General features: G+C 41.3%; 19 protein-coding genes and 1 other annotated feature. Of the genes, 9 read left to right on the plus strand and 10 right to left on the minus strand.

Annotation, left to right across the window (positions count from 1 at the left end):
* Window positions 1-33: 33 nt before the first annotated feature.
* Genes MHI60_RS12925 through MHI60_RS12935 form a run of 3 tightly spaced genes read right to left on the minus strand, consistent with a single transcriptional unit; the run spans window position 34 to window position 2503 of the window.
* Entirely contained in the window at window positions 34-1194 is a 1161-nt protein-coding gene (locus tag MHI60_RS12925; RefSeq protein WP_144484971.1) for an acetoin utilization protein AcuC, read from the minus strand.
* Window positions 1191-1832: a CBS and ACT domain-containing protein gene (locus tag MHI60_RS12930; protein ID WP_095409302.1), complete on the minus strand. Its 642-nt coding sequence runs from the start codon at window positions 1830-1832 to the stop codon at window positions 1191-1193. The genes MHI60_RS12925 and MHI60_RS12930 overlap by 4 nt, the downstream gene beginning before the upstream one ends.
* 38 nt (window positions 1833-1870) lie before the next feature.
* Window positions 1871-2503 (minus strand): GNAT family N-acetyltransferase, encoded by a 633-nt coding sequence (locus MHI60_RS12935; RefSeq protein WP_095409301.1) that lies wholly within the window; start codon window positions 2501-2503, stop codon window positions 1871-1873.
* Between the two features lie 155 nt (window positions 2504-2658).
* On the opposite strand from MHI60_RS12935, the gene acsA reads away from it, so the two are divergent.
* A complete protein-coding gene (gene acsA, locus MHI60_RS12940; RefSeq protein ID WP_144484969.1) occupies window positions 2659-4383 on the plus strand; it encodes an acetate--CoA ligase in 1725 nt (574 codons plus the stop codon).
* 58 nt (window positions 4384-4441) lie between these two features.
* Window positions 4442-4673: a binding site (T-box leader), on the plus strand.
* Between the two features lie 53 nt (window positions 4674-4726).
* Complete coding sequence (gene tyrS, locus MHI60_RS12945) at window positions 4727-5995, plus strand: tyrosine--tRNA ligase (RefSeq protein ID WP_144484967.1); 1269 nt, start codon at window positions 4727-4729, stop codon at window positions 5993-5995.
* A gap of 89 nt (window positions 5996-6084) precedes the next feature.
* Here tyrS and MHI60_RS12950 read toward each other — a convergent pair whose 3' ends face one another.
* Window positions 6085-6450: an antibiotic biosynthesis monooxygenase gene (locus MHI60_RS12950; RefSeq protein WP_095409298.1), complete on the minus strand. Its 366-nt coding sequence runs from the start codon at window positions 6448-6450 to the stop codon at window positions 6085-6087.
* Window positions 6451-6651: 201 nt separating this feature from the next.
* Between MHI60_RS12950 and MHI60_RS12955 the strand changes: the two genes are divergently transcribed.
* The 3 genes from MHI60_RS12955 to MHI60_RS12965 all read left to right on the plus strand — a co-directional run bounded on the left by MHI60_RS12955 (window position 6652) and on the right by MHI60_RS12965 (window position 8255).
* Window positions 6652-7299, plus strand: coding sequence for a triacylglycerol lipase (locus MHI60_RS12955; protein ID WP_144471393.1), 648 nt, complete (start codon window positions 6652-6654; stop codon window positions 7297-7299).
* Between the two features lie 97 nt (window positions 7300-7396).
* Window positions 7397-7609, plus strand: coding sequence for a hypothetical protein (locus MHI60_RS12960; protein ID WP_144484965.1), 213 nt, complete (start codon window positions 7397-7399; stop codon window positions 7607-7609).
* Between the two features lie 79 nt (window positions 7610-7688).
* Complete coding sequence (locus tag MHI60_RS12965; protein WP_144484963.1) at window positions 7689-8255, plus strand: cysteine hydrolase family protein; 567 nt, start codon at window positions 7689-7691, stop codon at window positions 8253-8255.
* A gap of 50 nt (window positions 8256-8305) precedes the next feature.
* Here the strand turns inward: MHI60_RS12965 and MHI60_RS12970 are convergent, their stop codons facing one another.
* Entirely contained in the window at window positions 8306-8854 is a 549-nt protein-coding gene (locus MHI60_RS12970) for a hypothetical protein (protein ID WP_144471387.1), read from the minus strand.
* Between the two features lie 311 nt (window positions 8855-9165).
* Here MHI60_RS12970 and MHI60_RS12975 point away from each other — a divergent pair, with 311 nt between their 5' ends.
* Window positions 9166-9225: a putative holin-like toxin gene (locus MHI60_RS12975; protein ID WP_231493310.1), complete on the plus strand. Its 60-nt coding sequence runs from the start codon at window positions 9166-9168 to the stop codon at window positions 9223-9225.
* 288 nt (window positions 9226-9513) lie between these two features.
* On the opposite strand, the gene rpsD is transcribed toward MHI60_RS12975, so the two are convergent.
* Both rpsD and MHI60_RS12985 read right to left on the minus strand, forming a co-directional pair.
* A complete protein-coding gene (gene rpsD / locus MHI60_RS12980) occupies window positions 9514-10116 on the minus strand; it encodes a 30S ribosomal protein S4 (RefSeq protein WP_039180654.1) in 603 nt (200 codons plus the stop codon).
* A gap of 301 nt (window positions 10117-10417) precedes the next feature.
* Window positions 10418-10915: a GAF domain-containing protein gene (locus tag MHI60_RS12985; RefSeq protein WP_095409294.1), complete on the minus strand. Its 498-nt coding sequence runs from the start codon at window positions 10913-10915 to the stop codon at window positions 10418-10420.
* A 126-nt stretch (window positions 10916-11041) separates the two neighbouring features.
* On the opposite strand from MHI60_RS12985, the gene refZ reads away from it, so the two are divergent.
* A complete protein-coding gene (refZ, locus tag MHI60_RS12990; protein WP_144484961.1) occupies window positions 11042-11707 on the plus strand; it encodes a forespore capture DNA-binding protein RefZ in 666 nt (221 codons plus the stop codon).
* Here refZ and hisJ read toward each other — a convergent pair.
* The gene (gene hisJ, locus MHI60_RS12995; protein ID WP_144484959.1) at window positions 11677-12492 is read right to left on the minus strand and encodes a histidinol-phosphatase HisJ; all 816 of its coding nucleotides are present in this window, start codon (window positions 12490-12492) and stop codon (window positions 11677-11679) included. The genes refZ and hisJ overlap by 31 nt on opposite strands.
* A gap of 340 nt (window positions 12493-12832) precedes the next feature.
* Between hisJ and ezrA the strand changes: the two genes are divergently transcribed.
* Window positions 12833-14536, plus strand: a complete 1704-nt coding sequence (ezrA, locus tag MHI60_RS13000) for a septation ring formation regulator EzrA (protein ID WP_095409291.1) — start codon at window positions 12833-12835, stop codon at window positions 14534-14536.
* Between the two features lie 41 nt (window positions 14537-14577).
* Here ezrA and brnQ (MHI60_RS13005) read toward each other — a convergent pair whose 3' ends face one another.
* Together brnQ (MHI60_RS13005) and brnQ (MHI60_RS13010) are read right to left on the minus strand one after the other, a co-directional pair.
* Complete coding sequence (gene brnQ / locus MHI60_RS13005; protein WP_095409290.1) at window positions 14578-15921, minus strand: branched-chain amino acid transport system II carrier protein; 1344 nt, start codon at window positions 15919-15921, stop codon at window positions 14578-14580.
* 211 nt (window positions 15922-16132) lie between these two features.
* Complete coding sequence (gene brnQ, locus MHI60_RS13010; protein WP_144471380.1) at window positions 16133-17476, minus strand: branched-chain amino acid transport system II carrier protein; 1344 nt, start codon at window positions 17474-17476, stop codon at window positions 16133-16135.
* A gap of 207 nt (window positions 17477-17683) precedes the next feature.
* Between brnQ (MHI60_RS13010) and MHI60_RS13015 the strand changes: the two genes are divergently transcribed.
* Window positions 17684-18826, plus strand: coding sequence for a cysteine desulfurase family protein (locus MHI60_RS13015; RefSeq protein WP_144484957.1), 1143 nt, complete (start codon window positions 17684-17686; stop codon window positions 18824-18826).

The raw sequence follows: 18826 nt of genomic DNA on the forward strand, positions 1-18826 counted from the left end.
CAGGCTTACCTTATGAGGGAAAGCCTGCTTTTTTCATGCCTTTTTCTTTTCTCTTCTAACAGGCATAAGTGCTTTTTCTACTGTTTGAGCATTCTTTTCTGTGATTTCTGCTTTTCTTGGGATCGGTGGATATAAATCGTCAGGGTCTCTCCACGTGTGTGGAAGGGTAACAGGCGATTGCTTATTCCATGCCTGAATCCAGTCCTGAGGCAGCTCAGCTGGCGGTGTAATGCCTTTCATTTCAAGCCAAATGCGGCTCCACGCTCTTGGAACGACGCGCCAAATATCATATCCCCCTCCGCCAACAGCGATCCATTTACCGTCACAATATTGATGCGCAAGCTCATGGGCAAGTCTAGGAATTTCCTCATATATTTTCATGGTGGCAGATAAATGAGTTAACGGATCATAGTAATGTGCATCTGCCCCGTTTTGCGTCAAAATCACATCTGGTTTAAAAAAAGCAGCAATTTCAGTCACTGCTGTTCGGTATGCTTCGAGAAACGATTCATCTTCCGTAAATGCATCTAGCGGAATATTATAAGCGTAGCCATAGCCTTTATCGTGACCTCTTTCCTGTACTTGTCCGGTTCCAGGGAACAAGTAGCGTCCCGTTTCATGAATGGACACCGTACATACTTCTGGGTCGTCATAAAAGCTGAACTGGACACCATCGCCGTGATGAGCATCCGTATCAATATATAAAATTCTAGCGCCATATGTCTTTTGAATATATTGGATCGCTACAGAGCTGTCATTATAAATACAAAAGCCAGATGCACGCCCTTTGAATCCATGGTGAAGCCCGCCGCCAAGATTGAGTGCATGCTGCGAATGACCGAGCATCACTTGATCAACCGCTGTTAATGTTCCGCCAACAAGGAGAGAAGCCGCCTCATGCATGCCTGCGAACATTGGTGTATCCTCAGTGCCAAGACCGTAGCGTTCACCCTCTGCTGTAGACAGCTTTCCTTCACTTGCCCGCTGCACAGCCTGGATATAATCTGCTGTATGGACGAGCTTTAATTCCTCCAGAGTAGCCATACGCGGTGCGACGATCTCATCCTCTGTTAACGCCTTCATTTTTTGAAGAAGATCATAAGTTAAGTAGACACGAAGCTGATTGAAGGGATGATCTTGGTTAAATTGGTACGTTTGAAAAGATGGTGAAAAAACAAAGGTCGCTTCCTTCATTTGATCGTCTGCTCCATAGGCCAGAGCACCTTATAGCCTTTTGCGCGAATCAGCTTCGTCACATGATCTGCATGAATGGTTTGAAGGCGGAATACGAGCACTTTTGATGCCTCATTGGCATGCGGGTATACAAGCACACTCAGCATTTGAATATGCTGCTCCTTTAAAATGGCTGTAATATCTGCGAGACCTTCTGTCATTTGCTCCACTTCAACCTCTAAGTGCGATCCAGGCTGATCTGCACCTGTCAGTCTTACAAACGTACGAAGCAGATCTGTCTTTGTGATAATGCCTACAAGTTTTCCGCGTCTCACCACAGGAAGACAGCCAATTCCGTGCTCAAAAAAGACACTTGATATCTCCTCAACGAAATCAAGCGGGTGAGCAGTGATCGTCTCTAATACCATGATCTCTTCTACTGGCCGCTGAATAAAGAGCTTCCTTTTCTCTGTTTCAAAAATACTTGGACTGGCATTTTTAATATCCCTGTCTGTCACCATCCCAATGACAGATCCTTGATCAGATACGATCGGGATATGCCGGATGTGGTGTGCACTCATTTTTTGAATGGCTTCTTCAATCGTATCGGTTTTTCGCAGCGTGATCACATCACGCTCCATAATTTGTTCAATCATCATTGTTTACCAATCCCCTTTGCCAAAAAACGAATTGAACGTTAATACATAAAACGCTGATGGAAGCGAAGACGATCGAAACGCTCGATCGAATCAGGACTCACATGTTTCCCAATTCTGGCCATTAAACAATTGGCTGGATGTGAGCTAATCTCTGGCTCGTCTGTTGCAAACCAGACAAGACCGCCTGCGTTCATCATTTTCTCCATCATTTTGCGGTACTCCCAAACGTTTTTCTTTGTCCCCTTTAAATCCCAATGCCAGTAATATTCAGTTGTAATGATGATGTAATTCTCCATTTGCTCATCCATCATGCTCACATCAAGTAAATGCTTGCCAAGTGAGCACCCTCTAAATGGAGGAGCGACCTCAATCGCGCCAAGCTCAATTAAATTGTCCATTTTGCCCTCTGACCAGCGCTCCAGTGGATCAGGATACAAATACGTGACGTAGCCTACGACAAGCTCATCCACTCTTGCAATAATAATACGACCTTCTGGAAGATCTGCTATTTCAACAAGTGCTTGTTTCTGTTCCTCAGGCGTGCGAAATGCCGTTAATCCTTCATGAAACGTATAGTTCGCAAGCTCTGATGCAGGCACCGGTCCTTCAATTAGGATGGAACCTGTTTCTCGCTCAATGGTTTTTGAATAATAAGTTTTAGGATGCTCCACGTATCCACCGCCCCTAATTCTAGTGAGTCGTCTCTATTCTATCTTAAATCTTGCAAGATTTAAAACGGTTTCATCAGAAGTTTTTTAAAAATTGAGAAAAAAAGTCATCTATACTATAATGGTCATTGTAAACGTATGCAAAGGGGGACTGTTTGATGAAATTGGAAACGCTGCCATCAGTAAAAGGGGATTATTATTTAAATGATTATGAGCAGGCATACAAAGATTTTTCATGGGAGGAAGCAAGAAAAAACTTCTCATGGTATGAAACAGGAAAAATAAATGCAGCCTATGAAGCGATTGACAGACATGCGGACTCGTTTCGTCAGAATAAGGTGGCGCTGCACTACAAAGATTCACAGCGGGATGAAAAGTATACGTTCAGGGATATGAAAATCCACACAAACAAAGCGGGAAATCTATTCAGAGAAAATGCGCATGTGGAAAAAGGGGATCGCGTGTTTATCTTTATGCCAAGATCACCCGAGCTCTATTTTCTTCTGCTCGGTGCAGTTAAAATTGGTGCGATCGTTGGCCCATTATTTGAGGCATTTATGGAAGGTGCCGTCAAAGACCGTTTAGAAAATAGTGAGGCTAAGGTGATCGTGACAACACCGGAGTTGCTTGAGCGAATTCCATTTGCAGAGCTTCCGAAGCTTGAATCTGTCATCATTGTCGGCGGTGAAAACGAAGACGTCGATGGCGTCCGGACAATTCACTATGAAAAGGCGTTTGAGGAGGCAGCAAAGGAGCTTGAAATTGAATGGATGGATGAAAAAGACGGCTTCCTGCTTCATTACACATCAGGATCTACCGGTACGCCAAAAGGTGTGCTTCATGTCCATGGTGCAATGGTGCAGCAAGGTCAAACTGGTAAATGGGTGCTTGACTTGAAAGAAGATGACGTTTACTGGTGTACAGCTGATCCAGGCTGGGTTACAGGCACAGTGTACGGTATTTTTTCACCGTGGTTAAATGGGGCAACGAATGTGATTTTAGGCGGCCGGTTTAATCCTGATACGTGGTATGAAACCATTGAATCACTTGGTGTAACCGTTTGGTACAGTGCCCCGACCGCCTTTAGAATGCTCATGGGGGCAGGGGATGACCTCATTCAAAAATATGACCTAAGCTCACTCCGCCATGTCTTAAGTGTGGGAGAGCCTCTTAATCCAGAAGTCATCCGCTGGGGAGATGCTGTTTTTGGCAAACGAATTCACGACACTTGGTGGATGACAGAAACCGGTGCACAGCTGATTTGTAATTATCCATGCATGGACATCAAGCCAGGCTCGATGGGAAAACCGATTCCAGGCGTAGAAGCGGCGATTGTGGATAATGCAGGAAATGAACTTCCGCCATACCGGATGGGCAACCTTGCCATTAAAAAAGGCTGGCCTTCTATGATGCATACGATCTGGAACAATCCTGAAAAATATGAATCTTACTTTATGCCGGGAGATTGGTATGTTTCAGGAGATTCAGCTTATATGGACGAAGACGGATACTTTTGGTTCCAGGGACGTGTCGATGATGTCATCATGACGTCAGGAGAGCGGGTCGGTCCATTTGAGGTGGAAAGTAAACTGGTTGAACATCCAGCTATTGCAGAAGCTGGTGTCATTGGAAAGCCAGATCCGGTCCGCGGTGAAATTATTAAAGCGTTTATAGCGCTCAGAAGCGGATATGAGCCGACAGATGAGCTGAAAGAAGAGATTCGTACGTTTGTGAAAAAAGGACTCGCAGCACATGCGGCACCGCGAGAAATTGAGTTTAAAGACAAACTGCCAAAAACGAGAAGCGGAAAAATTATGAGACGTGTGCTAAAGGCATGGGAGCTGAATTTACCTGCTGGCGACCTTTCGACAATGGAAGATTGATTTTTTCATCAGTTGACTTGATATCAAAAGTGTGTTAAAAATGACATTAGTTGAATATGAAAAGGTTTTGACTGAGATTCAGTAGAATAATCTTTCCCTGTTAAAGAGAGCTGACGGCTGGTGCGAGTCAGTACAAAGAGATATTCGAATTACCCTCACGAACCGCTTTTACGAAAAGGAGCATACCCTGATTAGTGAAAGAACGGAACTATCCGTTATCAGTGTAAGTGAAAAGACAAGATTTTTTGTCTTTTAAGCAGGGTGGTACCGCGATATATATCGTCCCTTCGTTCATTCGAAGGGGCGTTTTTTATGTTTCATTTTAAAAAAAGGAGATTTGGATATGAGTCAATTGATGGAAGAGCTATCGTTCAGAGGATTAATTCAGCAGCAAACAGATGAAGAAGGTTTAACAAAATTATTAACAGAAGAGAAAATCAAGCTATACTCCGGCTTTGATCCGACAGCTGACAGCTTGCACATTGGTCATCTATTGCCAATTTTAACATTACGCAGATTCCAAGAGGCAGGTCATCATCCGATTGCTCTTGTTGGCGGCGCGACTGGACTCATTGGTGATCCTAGCTTCAAAAAAGCAGAACGTTCACTCAACCCAGCAGAAATCGTCGAACAGTGGTCAGAAAAAATCAAAGGACAGCTGTCTCAATTTCTTGATTTTGAAGCAGGCGAGAACCCAGCCGTCATCGTGAATAACTACGACTGGATCAGCCAAATGAATGTCATCACGTTCCTTCGTGATATTGGAAAGAATTTCGGTGTAAACTTCATGCTGGCAAAAGATATCGTGAGCTCACGTATCGAAACAGGGATTTCTTACACAGAGTTCAGCTATGTCATCCTGCAGTCTTTAGACTTCTTAAACCTTTACAGAAATGAAAATTGTAAGCTGCAAATCGGCGGAAGTGATCAGTGGGGAAATATCACATCTGGACTTGAGCTGATCCGTAAATCTGAAGCAGAAGGGGCAAAAGCATTCGGTCTGACAATGCCGCTTGTCACAAAAGCAGACGGCACAAAGTTTGGTAAAACAGAAGGCGGTGCCATCTGGTTAGATAAAGAAAAAACGTCTCCTTATGAGTTCTACCAATTCTGGATCAACACAGATGACCGTGATGTCGTGAAATACTTAAAATACTTTACGTTCTTATCAAAAGAAGAGATCGCATCGTACGAAGAAAAAGTGCAAACAGCACCTGAAAAGCGTGAAGCACAGCGCCGTCTAGCTGAGGAAGTGACAACACTTGTACATGGCCGTGAATCACTAGAACAGGCTGTCAACATCTCAAATGCGCTATTCAAAGGTGAGATCAAATCTCTTACAGCTGAAGAAGTGAAAGTAGGCTTTAAGGATGTTCCATCAATGGAGAAAAGCGGCACAGAAGAATTAACACTTGTCGATATCCTTGTGGAATCAAAGCTGTCTCCATCAAAGCGTCAAGCACGTGAAGATATCACAAATGGTGCTGTCTCCATCAATGGAGAGAGACAAACAGATAAAGACTATGTTCTTTCAGCTGAAGACCGAATTGAAAACCAATTTACCGTTTTAAGAAGAGGGAAGAAGAAATACTTCCTTGTGACGTATAAATAAAGTATGAAACAGTAAGCATCATTGAAAAGCACCTCCAATGTTCGTATACATTGAGGTGCTTTTCTTTTTAGAAGGATGAATTTAGCTGTTTATTTTACAGGGTCGTTTTCTTCTTGTTCAAGGAGTGAATCTTTGTTTGTATAAGCATGTTCTACCTTACAAATTCGGGTTGTATAGGATTCATACCAATCTTTTTTCCCCTTTTTTTGAACACGCTGATGTGCTGTATGTGCTTTCCATTCTTTAATGGCTGCTAATGAATCCCAGTAAGAGACAGTGATTCCAACACCATGTTCATCTCGTACACTTTCTATTCCAAGAAATCCATCTAAATCCTTCGCTAATTCTTCCATTTTTTGAGCAGCCGCATTGTATTGTTTCTGTTCGACATTTGTTCGTTTTGATGTGAAAATCACGGCATAATAGGGTGGTGCAGGTGTTTGAGTAAATAGCATCTAGTAGAACCTCCTTTGTCTATTGATATTATATATGAAAGAAAGAAGGTCTCGTAGTCTTTTTGTTTTAATTTAAAAAAGTCCAAGGTGCTTTTTGATTATTTATATTTTTGTAAAATCATCTCATAAACATTACCTTGTTCACTTTTCTGACATATTTTTCTTGTATAAAATAGAGTCGTATAAGATGAATAAGGGGGAATGAAAGTGATTCTATTTAAGAAAAGGAGTTTGCAAATTCTCATTGCGCTTGCATTGGTGATTGGTTCAATGGCTTTTATCCAGCCGAAAGAGGTGAAGGCGGCTGAGCATAATCCAGTTGTAATGGTACATGGCATTGGCGGTGCCTCTTATAACTTTTATTCTATTAAAAGTTACTTGGTTGGACAAGGCTGGGATCGAAACCAATTATATGCTATCGATTTCATAGACAAAACAGGAAATAACCGCAACAATGGACCGCGTCTATCTAGATTCGTCAAAGATGTGTTAGACAAAACGGGTGCTAAAAAAGTAGATATTGTGGCTCATAGTATGGGCGGGGCGAACACATTATACTATATTAAGAATCTAGATGGCGGCGATAAAATTGAAAACGTTGTCACAATTGGTGGAGCAAACGGACTCGTTTCAAGCAGAGCATTACCAGGCACAGATCCAAATCAAAAAATTCTTTACACATCCGTCTATAGCTCAGCTGATCTCATCGTCGTCAACAGCCTCTCTCGTTTAATTGGCGCAAAAAACGTCCTGATCCATGGCGTTGGCCATATCGGTCTATTAACTTCAAGCCAAGTGAAAGGGTATATTAAAGAAGGACTGAACGGCGGAGGACAGAATACGAATTAAGAAACGAAAAAGACAGCGGCATATGCTGTCTTTTTTAATGTCAATTGGCATATGGCAGCTGTTAGATGAAAGAGATATTGATAAAGGAGGCAAGACGATGATGCAGAAACTCAAGCAATATTTTTTAGGATACTTTCTCTACTTTCCGTGCTCATTTCTTATCATCTATTTCATCTGGATGAAGATGATCAAATCGGTTCAAATAGGTGAGGTAGTGTCGAACTGTACATCGATCATTGGTATCTATTACATCATGGCCAGTGTGTGGTTTGTCTTTTTGATGCAAAAACAGACAAAACATCGTACATAGCCAAATAAAAACATGTACAAAACGATCCTCATTCCTTACACTACATGTAGTGAATGTAAATATTCGGAGGTGGGCGTTTTTGAAAACGAATCAAAAGGCTTTTATCATTGTAGATGTACAAAAAGCGTTCGAGCATGAAAAATGGGGAGAACGCAATAACCTAGAGGCAGAGGAAAATATCAGCAGGCTATTGACGTTTTGGAGAGAGAAAGGCTGGAAAGTGATTCATATTCAGCATACATCCGACAATCCGGACTCTGTATTTCATCCGGCAAATGAAGGGCACCTTTTCAAAGATATTGCTAACCCGCTAGAGGAAGAAACAGTGATACAAAAGAAAGTCAACAGCAGCTTTATTGGCACTAACTTAGAGGAACATCTAAGATCAAACCAGATTGACACGGTCGTGATCGCAGGATTAACAACCCCTCACTGCGTATCAACGACCACAAGAATGAGCGGAAATCTTGGCTTTGATACGTACTTGATATCAGATGCAACAGCCGCCTTTGGACTAACAGATCAAAACGGTACATATTTTGACCCAGAAACGATCCACCGGCTCTCACTTGCAACCCTGCATGATGAATTTGCGACTGTTATGACAACAGAGCAGCTCATCACAAAATGGACAGGTCAAGAATGAACGATTGAAAGCTCCTAGAAAGATATCTAGGGGCTTTTTTCATGCTAAGTCTATGTGTTCAGTGATTGTTTACGTTGTTTCATACGTGAGTAAACGAGATCAATCTCAATAAATATAAAACTGACAAAGAATGATAAGATCAATATACCGTAATCTCCTATTGATACATTCACTAGATTGATGTGAAGGATATAGTTGATAGAGAGATATAAAACGATCCAAGAACTCACCCATTCCAAAGCATAAGTGAGCCATACAGGAAGTTTAAGGAGATAAGCCAGTCCTTTTCCTATAAATAACAGAAAAGGTGACCAAAAAACGGCGATGACACTTGCGAATAAAGAGAATGAGATCAAAGAAAAAAACGACTCATACGTGATGTAATCCTCAAAAAGAAAATTCACACCTGAAACGACGATATATAGTAATATACATTGGACCGCGATCGCGAAGCAGAGAGAAAAAAAGAGCAGAAAGATAAATAGACATACAGCAAGTCTATTGGGCGGCTCATCGATAACCTGTTTTTTTCTTAAAAGAGAATAGGTGATCACTGATAAGATTAAAAGTAAGAATAGAATGATTATGATACTAAACATGGAACTCCTCCATCTAAGTACTATAGAAGACCATACGACTGATATGTCATCCATCATTATTGTACCAATAGAAAAAAGGCAATTCAATGAATTGTTTCCTATATTTGTATTTGGAAATCGAGGCAGGTTTGATTGAAGTAAGAATGGAGGGGACGGTCGAGGAAAAGAGGTTTTTGAAAATGGGAGGTTTCTTCCAATGATCTCATGTATAATAGAGAATGTACAAATGTACGGCTTACTCAAAGGTGGTCTTGGCTAAATCCCCTTGAAAGGGGGTGACGCCTATGTCAACTTTTCAAGCATTGTCCCTTATGTTTTTATTTGGGATGTTTATACTTGCTTTGTTGACGTATATAGACAAAAAGAAATAGACCACCCTTTGAGCCTAGACAACTTGTAGGGTAGGTCCATTTATTGCGTACCTTCTAGCCAGCTCACTTTGAGCCAAGCATTTGTGCATTGCCGGGATGTGACAGCATCCTGGCTTCTTTTATTTTACGCTAATTCTATTTGTATTATAACATAAAAAGGATGCTGTTAAACACTGTCATACACTAGCTTTTACTTTATATGTTTGACCCGAAACAAAAAACCCTAGAAATCCTTGAACAATCAAGGGATCTAGGGTTTTTTTGCTCTCTCTTAGAGAAGTAATGAAATTAACGAGAGTAGAACTCAACGATTAGTTGTTCGCTGATTTCAGGCGCTAATTCAGAACGCTCTGGAAGACGAGTGAAAGTTCCTTCAAGCTTTTCAGCATCGAAAGAAAGGTACTCAGGAACGAAGTTGTTTACTTCAACTGATTCTTTCACTACTGCAAGGTTTTGAGATTTCTCACGAAGAGCAATCGTTTGACCTGGTTTCACAGAGAAAGATGGGATGTCTACACGGCTTCCATCAACAAGGATGTGACCATGGTTTACTAGCTGACGAGCTTGGCGGCGAGTACGAGCAAGGCCAAGACGGTATACTAGGTTGTCAAGGCGAGTTTCAAGAAGGATCATGAAGTTTTCACCTTGTTTACCAGGAAGTTTAGCAGCTCTGTCATATAGTGTACGGAATTGACGTTCGTTGACACCGTACATGTGACGAAGTTTTTGCTTCTCTTGTAATTGTAAACCGTATTCAGATAGTTTTTTGCGTTGTCCTGGACCATGTGGGCCTGGAGCGTAAGGGCGTTTTTCAAGTTCCTTACCTGTTCCGCTTAATGAAATGCCTAAACGGCGGGAAATCTTCCAACTTGGACCTGTATAGCGAGCCATAATGTGACTCCTCCTTATTGTTTTTATTTGTGAAAAATAAAAACCGTCTGTTCTTCCTCTTTTTCGTCATTATGTTTTCATGCATCCTCGCTCCAGCAGCAGGGAGTTACAAGATGCACCTTCATATAGAAGGAACAAAATGATACAAAAAAGCCGAACAAAAAGGCTGCCATATTTCACACAAACTCTATTATATGACGCTGGATAGGAGAAGTCAACCTATTTAGAGATAAAGGTGACGTTCCCCATTATATAAAGAAAAATAAAAAAGCAGACAATGTGCCTGCTTTTTTCTGCATGATTACGCATCTGTTGAGACGGATAACGCCTGCTGGAGAATGTCTGTAAATTGAATAAGGTAGGTCTCATCTACTTCACTGAAGCGGTCTTTCACAGGGCTGTCAATATCGAGCACCCCAATGATCTGTCCATTGACCTTGAGCGGAATGACTATTTCAGATTGCGATGCTGCATCACAGGCAATATGTCCAGGGAATGCATGGACATCAGCGATACGCTGTACTTCACCAGTCGCAAATGCTGTACCGCAAACACCCTTTCCAGAAGGGATGCGCACACATGCAGGCAGTCCGTTAAACGGTCCAAGCACAAGCTCGCCGTCCTTTGCTAAATAAAATCCTGCCCAATTGACTTCTGGAAGTGTGTGATAGAGTAGCGCAGCTGCATTTGCCAAGTTGGCAATCAGATCAGGTTCACCATCTGTAATGGCTTCTACCTGTTTGACAAGCAATTGGTAGTCTTTTGAAGGATCGCCAGACTGTTTTTCGACATGAAACATGAAAATCTCCTACTTTCTATCTTAAAAATACATAACTTGCGTCTCGCATGTGGGATTTGTCGAGCAATTGTAAAAGGAACTTCCGCCTTCATCTTGAAGTATGTACACATGAAGAGGGGTGAGCGGATGAAAACATCAACAACCGTGCAAACAAAAGACCGTATTATGGATGCTGCCATCAGACTTTTTAACCAAAAAGGATTTTCTGGAACCTCTGTCCGTGAGATTGCGAAGGAAGCGAATGTCAACGTTGCCCACATTTCTTATTACTTTCAAGGAAAAGGAGGGCTGCTTGAGCAGCTCGTATCCGATTTTTATGAAGGTTATATTCAGATGATTGAATCACATCTCCATCACATGGAAACCCGTCACGCAAAAGAATGTTTACTACATGTGGTTTTTGATATTTTATCTTATCAGCACAAGCACCGTCAATTAACCCGTTTCGTTTATCGGGAGGTGACGATTGATTCGACACTCATCAGAGAAATCATGTCGACATATTTAACAAAAGAAAAGTATTTGTTTCAGCTTATCATTGAAAAAGGAAAAAGCACCCATGTTATTTGTGAGCAGCTTTCACTTGCATCCTTTATGATTCAGCTAAAATCACTTCTTATGATGCCATATTTACAGCCGCAATATTTAACAGAGGTGCTTTATTTGAACCCAAGTGAGCCGTATTTCTATCAAATGTACTTTAAGGAGCTGAGCCGCTCGCTTCATCATCTGTTAGAACCAAAAGAGCCGTCACTAGATTCTCATCTGAACCTCATGATGTCCTCGAATTGATCATAAGCATATCCGAGATCTTCCGCTTGATGGGCATCAGAGCCGAATATGAGCGGAATTTTTTTCTTTTTGGCAAGGTCAATCATCCATGGATCTAAATAGATACTTCTGGCATATGTTTTACGAAGACCTGATGTATTAAAATCTAAGGACATGCCTTTTTTTGCCGTTTCTTCAAGGCAAAGGGTGACCTTTTGACAAAGTTCAGGTGACATTTCATATGGAAAAAGCTGTTTGAATTTCTGGACAAGGGTGATATGACCGATTCTCTTTGGCTTATATTGGCCTAAAGATGATAGAATAGAAGAATGAATTTGGTCATAGTAGCTTTGGTAGACCTGTTCGATGCTGCCATAGATGCTTATTAGCTGCTGGAAGGCATGCTCGTCAAAATCAAGGCAAATATAATCATCGCCAGCAGGAAGAAAGTGAACAGATAAAATGGCGTCGTCTAGTTCTGGACCGTAGCAGTCTAAAAAGGTTCTTGTTTCCTCTTCATACTCTTTGATATAGTCAACCTCAAGTCCAGTTTTTACTATTAATTGCCCTTTGTATTCTTGTTTCAGCTGAGCCAGTTTCGTTATATACGCTTCAAGGTCTTGGAGCTTCATGGCACTATCCTGCTCAGGTGTTGGATCTTGAAACGATGGAGGCAGCGGGGCATGCTCGGTAAAGGTTATGGAATCAAATCCCTTTTTGATGGCTTTTTCAATATAAGAATGAAAAGGATCAAGCGAGCCGTGCGGGCAAAACGGTGTATGTAGATGTGCATCTTGTTTCAGCATGTCGTCACCTCTTGTCGATATTTTGAAAAACGTGATGTTTATCAGCGAAAATAATGAAAAATCATGACCAAAAATGCTGGTTACATGGTATCATAATAACAATGAAAACGACAGCTTCCGCATACATAAAAGCAGGTCACATTGATACGTGTGATCAAATGATAGAAAGCGCACAAATACTTTCTTGAAAAAACATACATAAAACCGTGAATGGATGGTATTGGAAAACATACGATCCTGCTTATAAAAAACAAATGCAAAGCGGACACGAAAGGGTTCTCAGGTCTACTCGGGACACTTTTACCCTGACATCACTTAGATCACAACAAGGGGGCTCATTATGGAGTTAATCATCGGTTTAATTGTCATTTTGCTTGCTTTGTTTTCAGTCGGTTATTTTCTGCGAAAAAATATATATAAAGAAATTGACCGATTGGAAGCATGGAAAATTGAAATTTTAAACAGATCAATTGTAGAAGAAATTTCAAAAATCAAACATTTAAAAATGACCGGAGAAACAGAGCAATTTTTTGAAAGATGGCGTGCAGAGTGGGACGATATCGTCACAGCCCATCTTCCAAAGGTAGAGGAGCTATTATATGATGCAGAAGAGTATTCTGATAAATATCGATTCTCCAAAGCCAAGCAGGTTCTAACGCACATTGAGGACTTGCTGAGTGCTGCTGATTCGAACATTGAAGACATTTTAAAAGAGATTGCAGACCTTGTCACAAGCGAGGAGCAAAATCGCAAGGACATTGAAAAGGTCAAAGAACAATATCAAACAGTTCGAAAAAATCTGCTTGCGTACAGCCATTTATATGGTACCCTTTATGACAAAATGGAGCAGGACTTAGACGAGGCCTGGGAAGGGATCAAGCAGTACGAGGAAGAGACAGAAAACGGCAACTATATGAAAGCAAGAAAGATTTTGCTTGAGCAAGACCGCAGACTCGATCAGCTTCAACTGTATATCAATGATGTACCGAAGCTCATTGCAGACTGCAAACAAACCGTACCAGGCCAGCTGACGAAGCTGAAAGACGGATATAAAGAAATGACAGACAAAGGCTACAAGCTCGAGCACATCCAGATCACTAAAGAGCTTGAGAACTTAAACAAACAACTGACCCGTGCGGAAAAACTGCTTATTGATGAACTCAATTTGGATGAGGCATCAAGCATTCTGCAAATGATTGATGATGCCATTCAGACGCTGTATGATCAGCTGGAAGCGGAAGTAGAAGCAGGTCAGGAAATCAAAAGCAAAATGCCTGAGCTGACGGAAGCATTTGAAAAGCTCGAGCAGGATCACACCCAAACAAAGGCAGAAACAGCTCTTGTAAAAGAAAGCTATAAACTGACAGCCGGAGAGCTTGATCAACAGAAGGCGTTCGAAAAACGCTTGGAAGAAATTGAAAAGCTCATGAAACAAATTCGCGAGAAGCTTGATCGTGACCACGTAGCATATTCATTATTAATGGATGAAATCAATCAGCTTGAGACCTTTATCGATGAAGCAAAAGCATTGCATGACACGTTTAAAGATCATCTTCAATCATTAAGAAAAGAAGAGCTGCAAGCGAGAGAAACACTGGCTGAGCTTAAAACGATGCTGACAGACACAGTGCGTCAGCTGCAAAAAAGCAATATTCCTGGTGTACCTGCTGACATGAAAGAGCAGGCTGAAAAGGCGCAGGAGATGATTCAGCAAGTGCAGCAGCAGCTGGAGAACCTGCCGCTTAACATGCCAGCCGTGAATGGGCAATTAAAAGAAGCCTCTGACACAGTGAGACATGTTGTAGATGAGACGGAAGAAATGCTCACAAAAGTGGATCAAATTGAACGAATCATTCAATACGGCAATCGTTTTAGAAGCCAAAATCATATTCTTTCAGAACAATTAAAAGAGGCAGAGAGAAGATTTTATGCGTACGATTATAGCGGTTCATTTGATGTAGCAGCAGCTGCTGTGGAAAAAGCATCACCTGGAGCCGTTCAGAAGCTATTAGCTCAGCAAGAAAAAGAATATCAGCATCAATAAAAAAGCTGAAGTCCATTGATAGGACTTCAGCTTTTTTTGTATTATGACGCCTGTTTCTGGCGTTCTTCTGAAGCAGAAGAAGTGAAAAGGGAGATCACGAACCCAATTGCGACTCCAAGTATCGCAGGGACAAGCCAGCCAATGCCATGGTCATAAAAAGGGAGCACTGTTTGGAAGAAGTCTTTTACTGGACCGATTGGAAGTTTTGCTGCTGCTAAGCCGTCAAATAAGCTGATGCACCCTGTTAAAATTAACGAGAGGACATATACTGGTCTTCTATGTCCAAGCCATTTATCAGCAAGTGATAGAACGATGATCACAATCGCCAGCGGATAAATCGCTGTTAAGACTGGAACAGAGAAAGCAACAATATGAGCAAGTCCAAAGTTAGAAATGATGAAACTAAATAATGTAACAAGTGTCACGACCATTTTATATGAAAGCTTAGGAAGTAAATTCGAGAAATACTCTCCACATGATGTGACAAGACCAATACTTGTTGTTAAACAAGCGACTGTGATGGCGGCACCTAACACAATATTTCCTAGACTGCCGAAAAGGAACTGAGAAGACTGAGCTAAGATTTTGCTTCCATCTCCAATGAATCCAATGGCATGTGTACTAGAAGCACCTAGATACGCAAGTGATAGGTAAACGAAGGTTAATCCAGCAGCTGCAATCAAACCCGCTTTGATACAAGCAGAAGCCAGTGCCTTTTTGCTTGTCACACCGCGTCCTTTAATCGCGTTGATGACAACAATTCCAAATACAATCGAAGCAAGAGCATCCATCGTTTTATAGCCCTCTAAAAACCCTTTGAAAAACGATCCGTTGCTATAAGATATATCTGGTGTACCAATGACGCCCATCGGTGTCAAAATGGCTTTGACAATGATAATAAAAATAATCGTAAATTTAATCGGTGTTAATATTTTCCCTACACGATCCACGATTTTTGTTGGATTTAATGCAAGGTAATACGTAATACCGAAAAAGACGAGTGTAAATAAAAGAAGGGACAGCCAAGCTGGCACACTTGATAAAAATGGTAATGCCCCAATCTCATACGAAACTGTTCCTGTACGCGGAATAGCGAAAAGCGGCCCAATGGATAAATATAAAATGACGGTGAATGCTGTTCCAAACACTGGGTGAGCCTTATCTGCAAGTCCTTTTGCATCACGCCCTGTCAAAGCAATCGCAATAATACCGAGTAGAGGTAAACCGACACCTGTTAATAAAAATCCGCCCATTGCTTTCCATACATTTGTTCCGGCATATTGCCCAAGCTCTGGTGGATAAATCATATTTCCGGCGCCGAAGAATAAAGCAAATAACATAAAACCTATAATAATCGTATCTTTTGTCGACAATGTTGCCTTCATTGAATATAAAGCCTCCAATATTATGTTGAAATATTCTGTTAATTAGCTGCTAAAACGGTTCTTCATTAACATTCACTAATTATAAAGGATGTACGCCTGATGTCAACATGTGTTTTCGTACAAAAGTCATGAATTTTTCTATTTTAGTATATGAAGAACAATAAAAAACATCCCCTTCCACAGAAGAAGAGGATGTTTTGGTTCACGATAACTAGGAGGCGAGCTGTTTCGGCGGATTGGTAAACATCGAAATAAGTAAACCAATCACAGCTCCGAGAATAGCTGGTACGATCCAGCCAATCCCTAAATCGTAAAACGGAACGATTGAACCTAAGATCTTAGGCAAGCCCCCTAGATTGACTTCGGCTGCTAATAATCCATCAATGATGGCAAAGAAACCAGTAAAGATGAGAGATACGATATAAATGAGTCTTCTACCGTTAATCCAGCGGTCAAGGAATGACAATAAAATAATGACAATGGCCAATGGATAGATGGTCACAAGTACTGGAACAGATAGAGAAATAATTTGTGCCAATCCAAGGTTTGCAACCAGTGTACTAAATAAAGAAACAATTAGAACGACTGACCGATAAGAAAAGCTAGGGAAAAGCTTTGAAAAATATTCCCCACAAGATGAAATAAGTCCAACACTCGTCGTTAAACAAGCAAATAAAATGGCTGCGCCAAGTACAATGTTACCAGCAGAACCGAATAAAAAGTTGGCAGAAAGTGAAAGAAGTTTGCCGCCGTCATTTGCTCCAACCATTCCCGTTGCATCGGTACTTGAAGCACCCACATAGGCAAGTGAAATGTACACGAGTGCCAGTCCAATAGCAGCCACGACTCCTGCTTTAATACAAGCTGCTGCAAGAGATTTACGCTCCGTAATGCCTCTGTCTTTAACAGCTGTTACCACGACGATCCCAAAAACGATAGAAGCAAGAGCATCCATTGTTTTATAGCCTTCTAAAAAGCCAGTGAAGAGCGGGTTTGCTTTATATGTTGCATCAGGAGCACCGATCATTCCCATTGGCGTAGCAATGGCTTTAATGACAATAATGGCAATAACCGTTAATAAGATCGGTGTTAAAATTTTACCAATTCGATCAACCAGCTTTGAAGGATTTAACGCGAGCAGATATGAAATGGCGAAAAACACAACGGTAAAAATGAATAGCGGTACCCATGAAGTAGATTGGGCACTTGACAGGAAAGGAGCTAATCCTATCTCATACGAAACCGTACCTGTTCTCGGAATAGCGAAAAATGGTCCAATGGACAAATACAGAATGACGGTGAAAATGGTTCCAAATTTAGGATGAGCTTTATCAGCAAGGCCTTTTGCACCGGTACCTGTCAGTGCGACTGCAATTACCCCTAGAAGCGGAAGACCTACTCCTGTGAGTAAAAATCCACCGATGGCGAGCCATACATTCTCACCTGCATATTGTCCAAGAACAGGTGGGAAAATCATATTTCCTGCGCCAAAGAATAATGCAAAAAGCATTAGACCAATAGCTATCGTCTCTTTTATACTTAAACTATTTTTCAAAATAGTCCCTCCTCAATCTCAATCAGTGTAGTGTGTCATGTTAAAATATTCTGACAATTTAAATGTTTATGTGACAATTGCACTAAGGATGATATAGTGAAAATGAAAAGTTGTCAACTGCCATTTTCAGAAAATTCTCTGTCTGACTTCATTATGGTAACATATAATTGCATTTATTTTTTAAGCTTTTTGTAAGGAGTTACATTTATGATCTATCTTGATAATAGTGCAACAACGAAGCCTTATCCAGAGGTTTTACAAGTATATCAGCAAGTGAGTGAGCGTTATTTTGGAAATCCATCTTCGCTTCATCAGCTCGGAATAGATGCAAGCCGGCTGTTAAATGAAACGAGAAAACAAATGCTTCACTATACAGGCTTGAAACAATATGAGATTATTTTTACTTCTGGTGCAACAGAAGCGAATAACATCGCCATTAAGGGAGCAGCTCTCGCCAAAATGAATCGTGGCAAGCACATTGTGACGACAGCAATTGAGCATCCTTCTGTCATTGAATCGTTTGAACAGCTGAAGGCTTTATTTGGTTTTGATATCTCCTATATTCAAGTAAATGAGCAAGGCCATGCAGATATGACGCATTTAAAAAAAGTGCTTCGTCCTGATACAGTGCTTGTCAGCATGATGCACGTCAATAACGAAACGGGTGCCATCCAGCCGATTGAAGAAGCTGCTGGCATCATTCGTGAGCATGCCAAAAACGCTCTTTTTCATGTCGACGGGGTGCAGGGAATGTGCAAAGTAGCACTCAATAAACAGCTGGATGTAGATCTTTTGACGATGTCAGGCCACAAAATTCATGGCTTAAAAGGCACAGGAGCGCTCTTTTTAAAGAAAGATACCGTTCTCGCCCCTTTCATTACTGGAGGAGAGCAGGAATTAGGTCTTCGTTCGGGCACTGAAAATCCTGCTGGAGCTGTCAGCCTAGCAAAAGCCATGAAACAATCGTTTGAACAGCTGAACAAGCATCATGATAAGATGCTGAACTTAAAAACGCAGCTGCAAAAACAGCTTGGAGACATAGAAGGTATTGTGATGAACACACCGCAGGCGCAAAGTGCGCCGCACATTGTGAATTTTTCAGTGCCGGGTATTCAAATCGAAGTCCTCCTCCATATGCTTGAAAAAGAAGGCATATATGTTTCTACAACCTCTGCCTGCTCAGCCAAGAAAAAAGAGCCGAGCCGTGTACTGCTGGCAATGGGAAAACCAGAAGAAGTAGCCAAAAGCAGTATGAGAATCAGCTTGACGTATGGACAAGGACCAGAGCTAACGCCGCAAATCATCACATCGATCGCACAAAGTGTGAAAAAATTAAAAGGAATGAGATAA

Source organism: Bacillus sp. FSL K6-3200, from assembly GCF_038630485.1.
Lineage (GTDB): Bacteria > Bacillota > Bacilli > Bacillales > Bacillaceae > Bacillus > Bacillus safensis.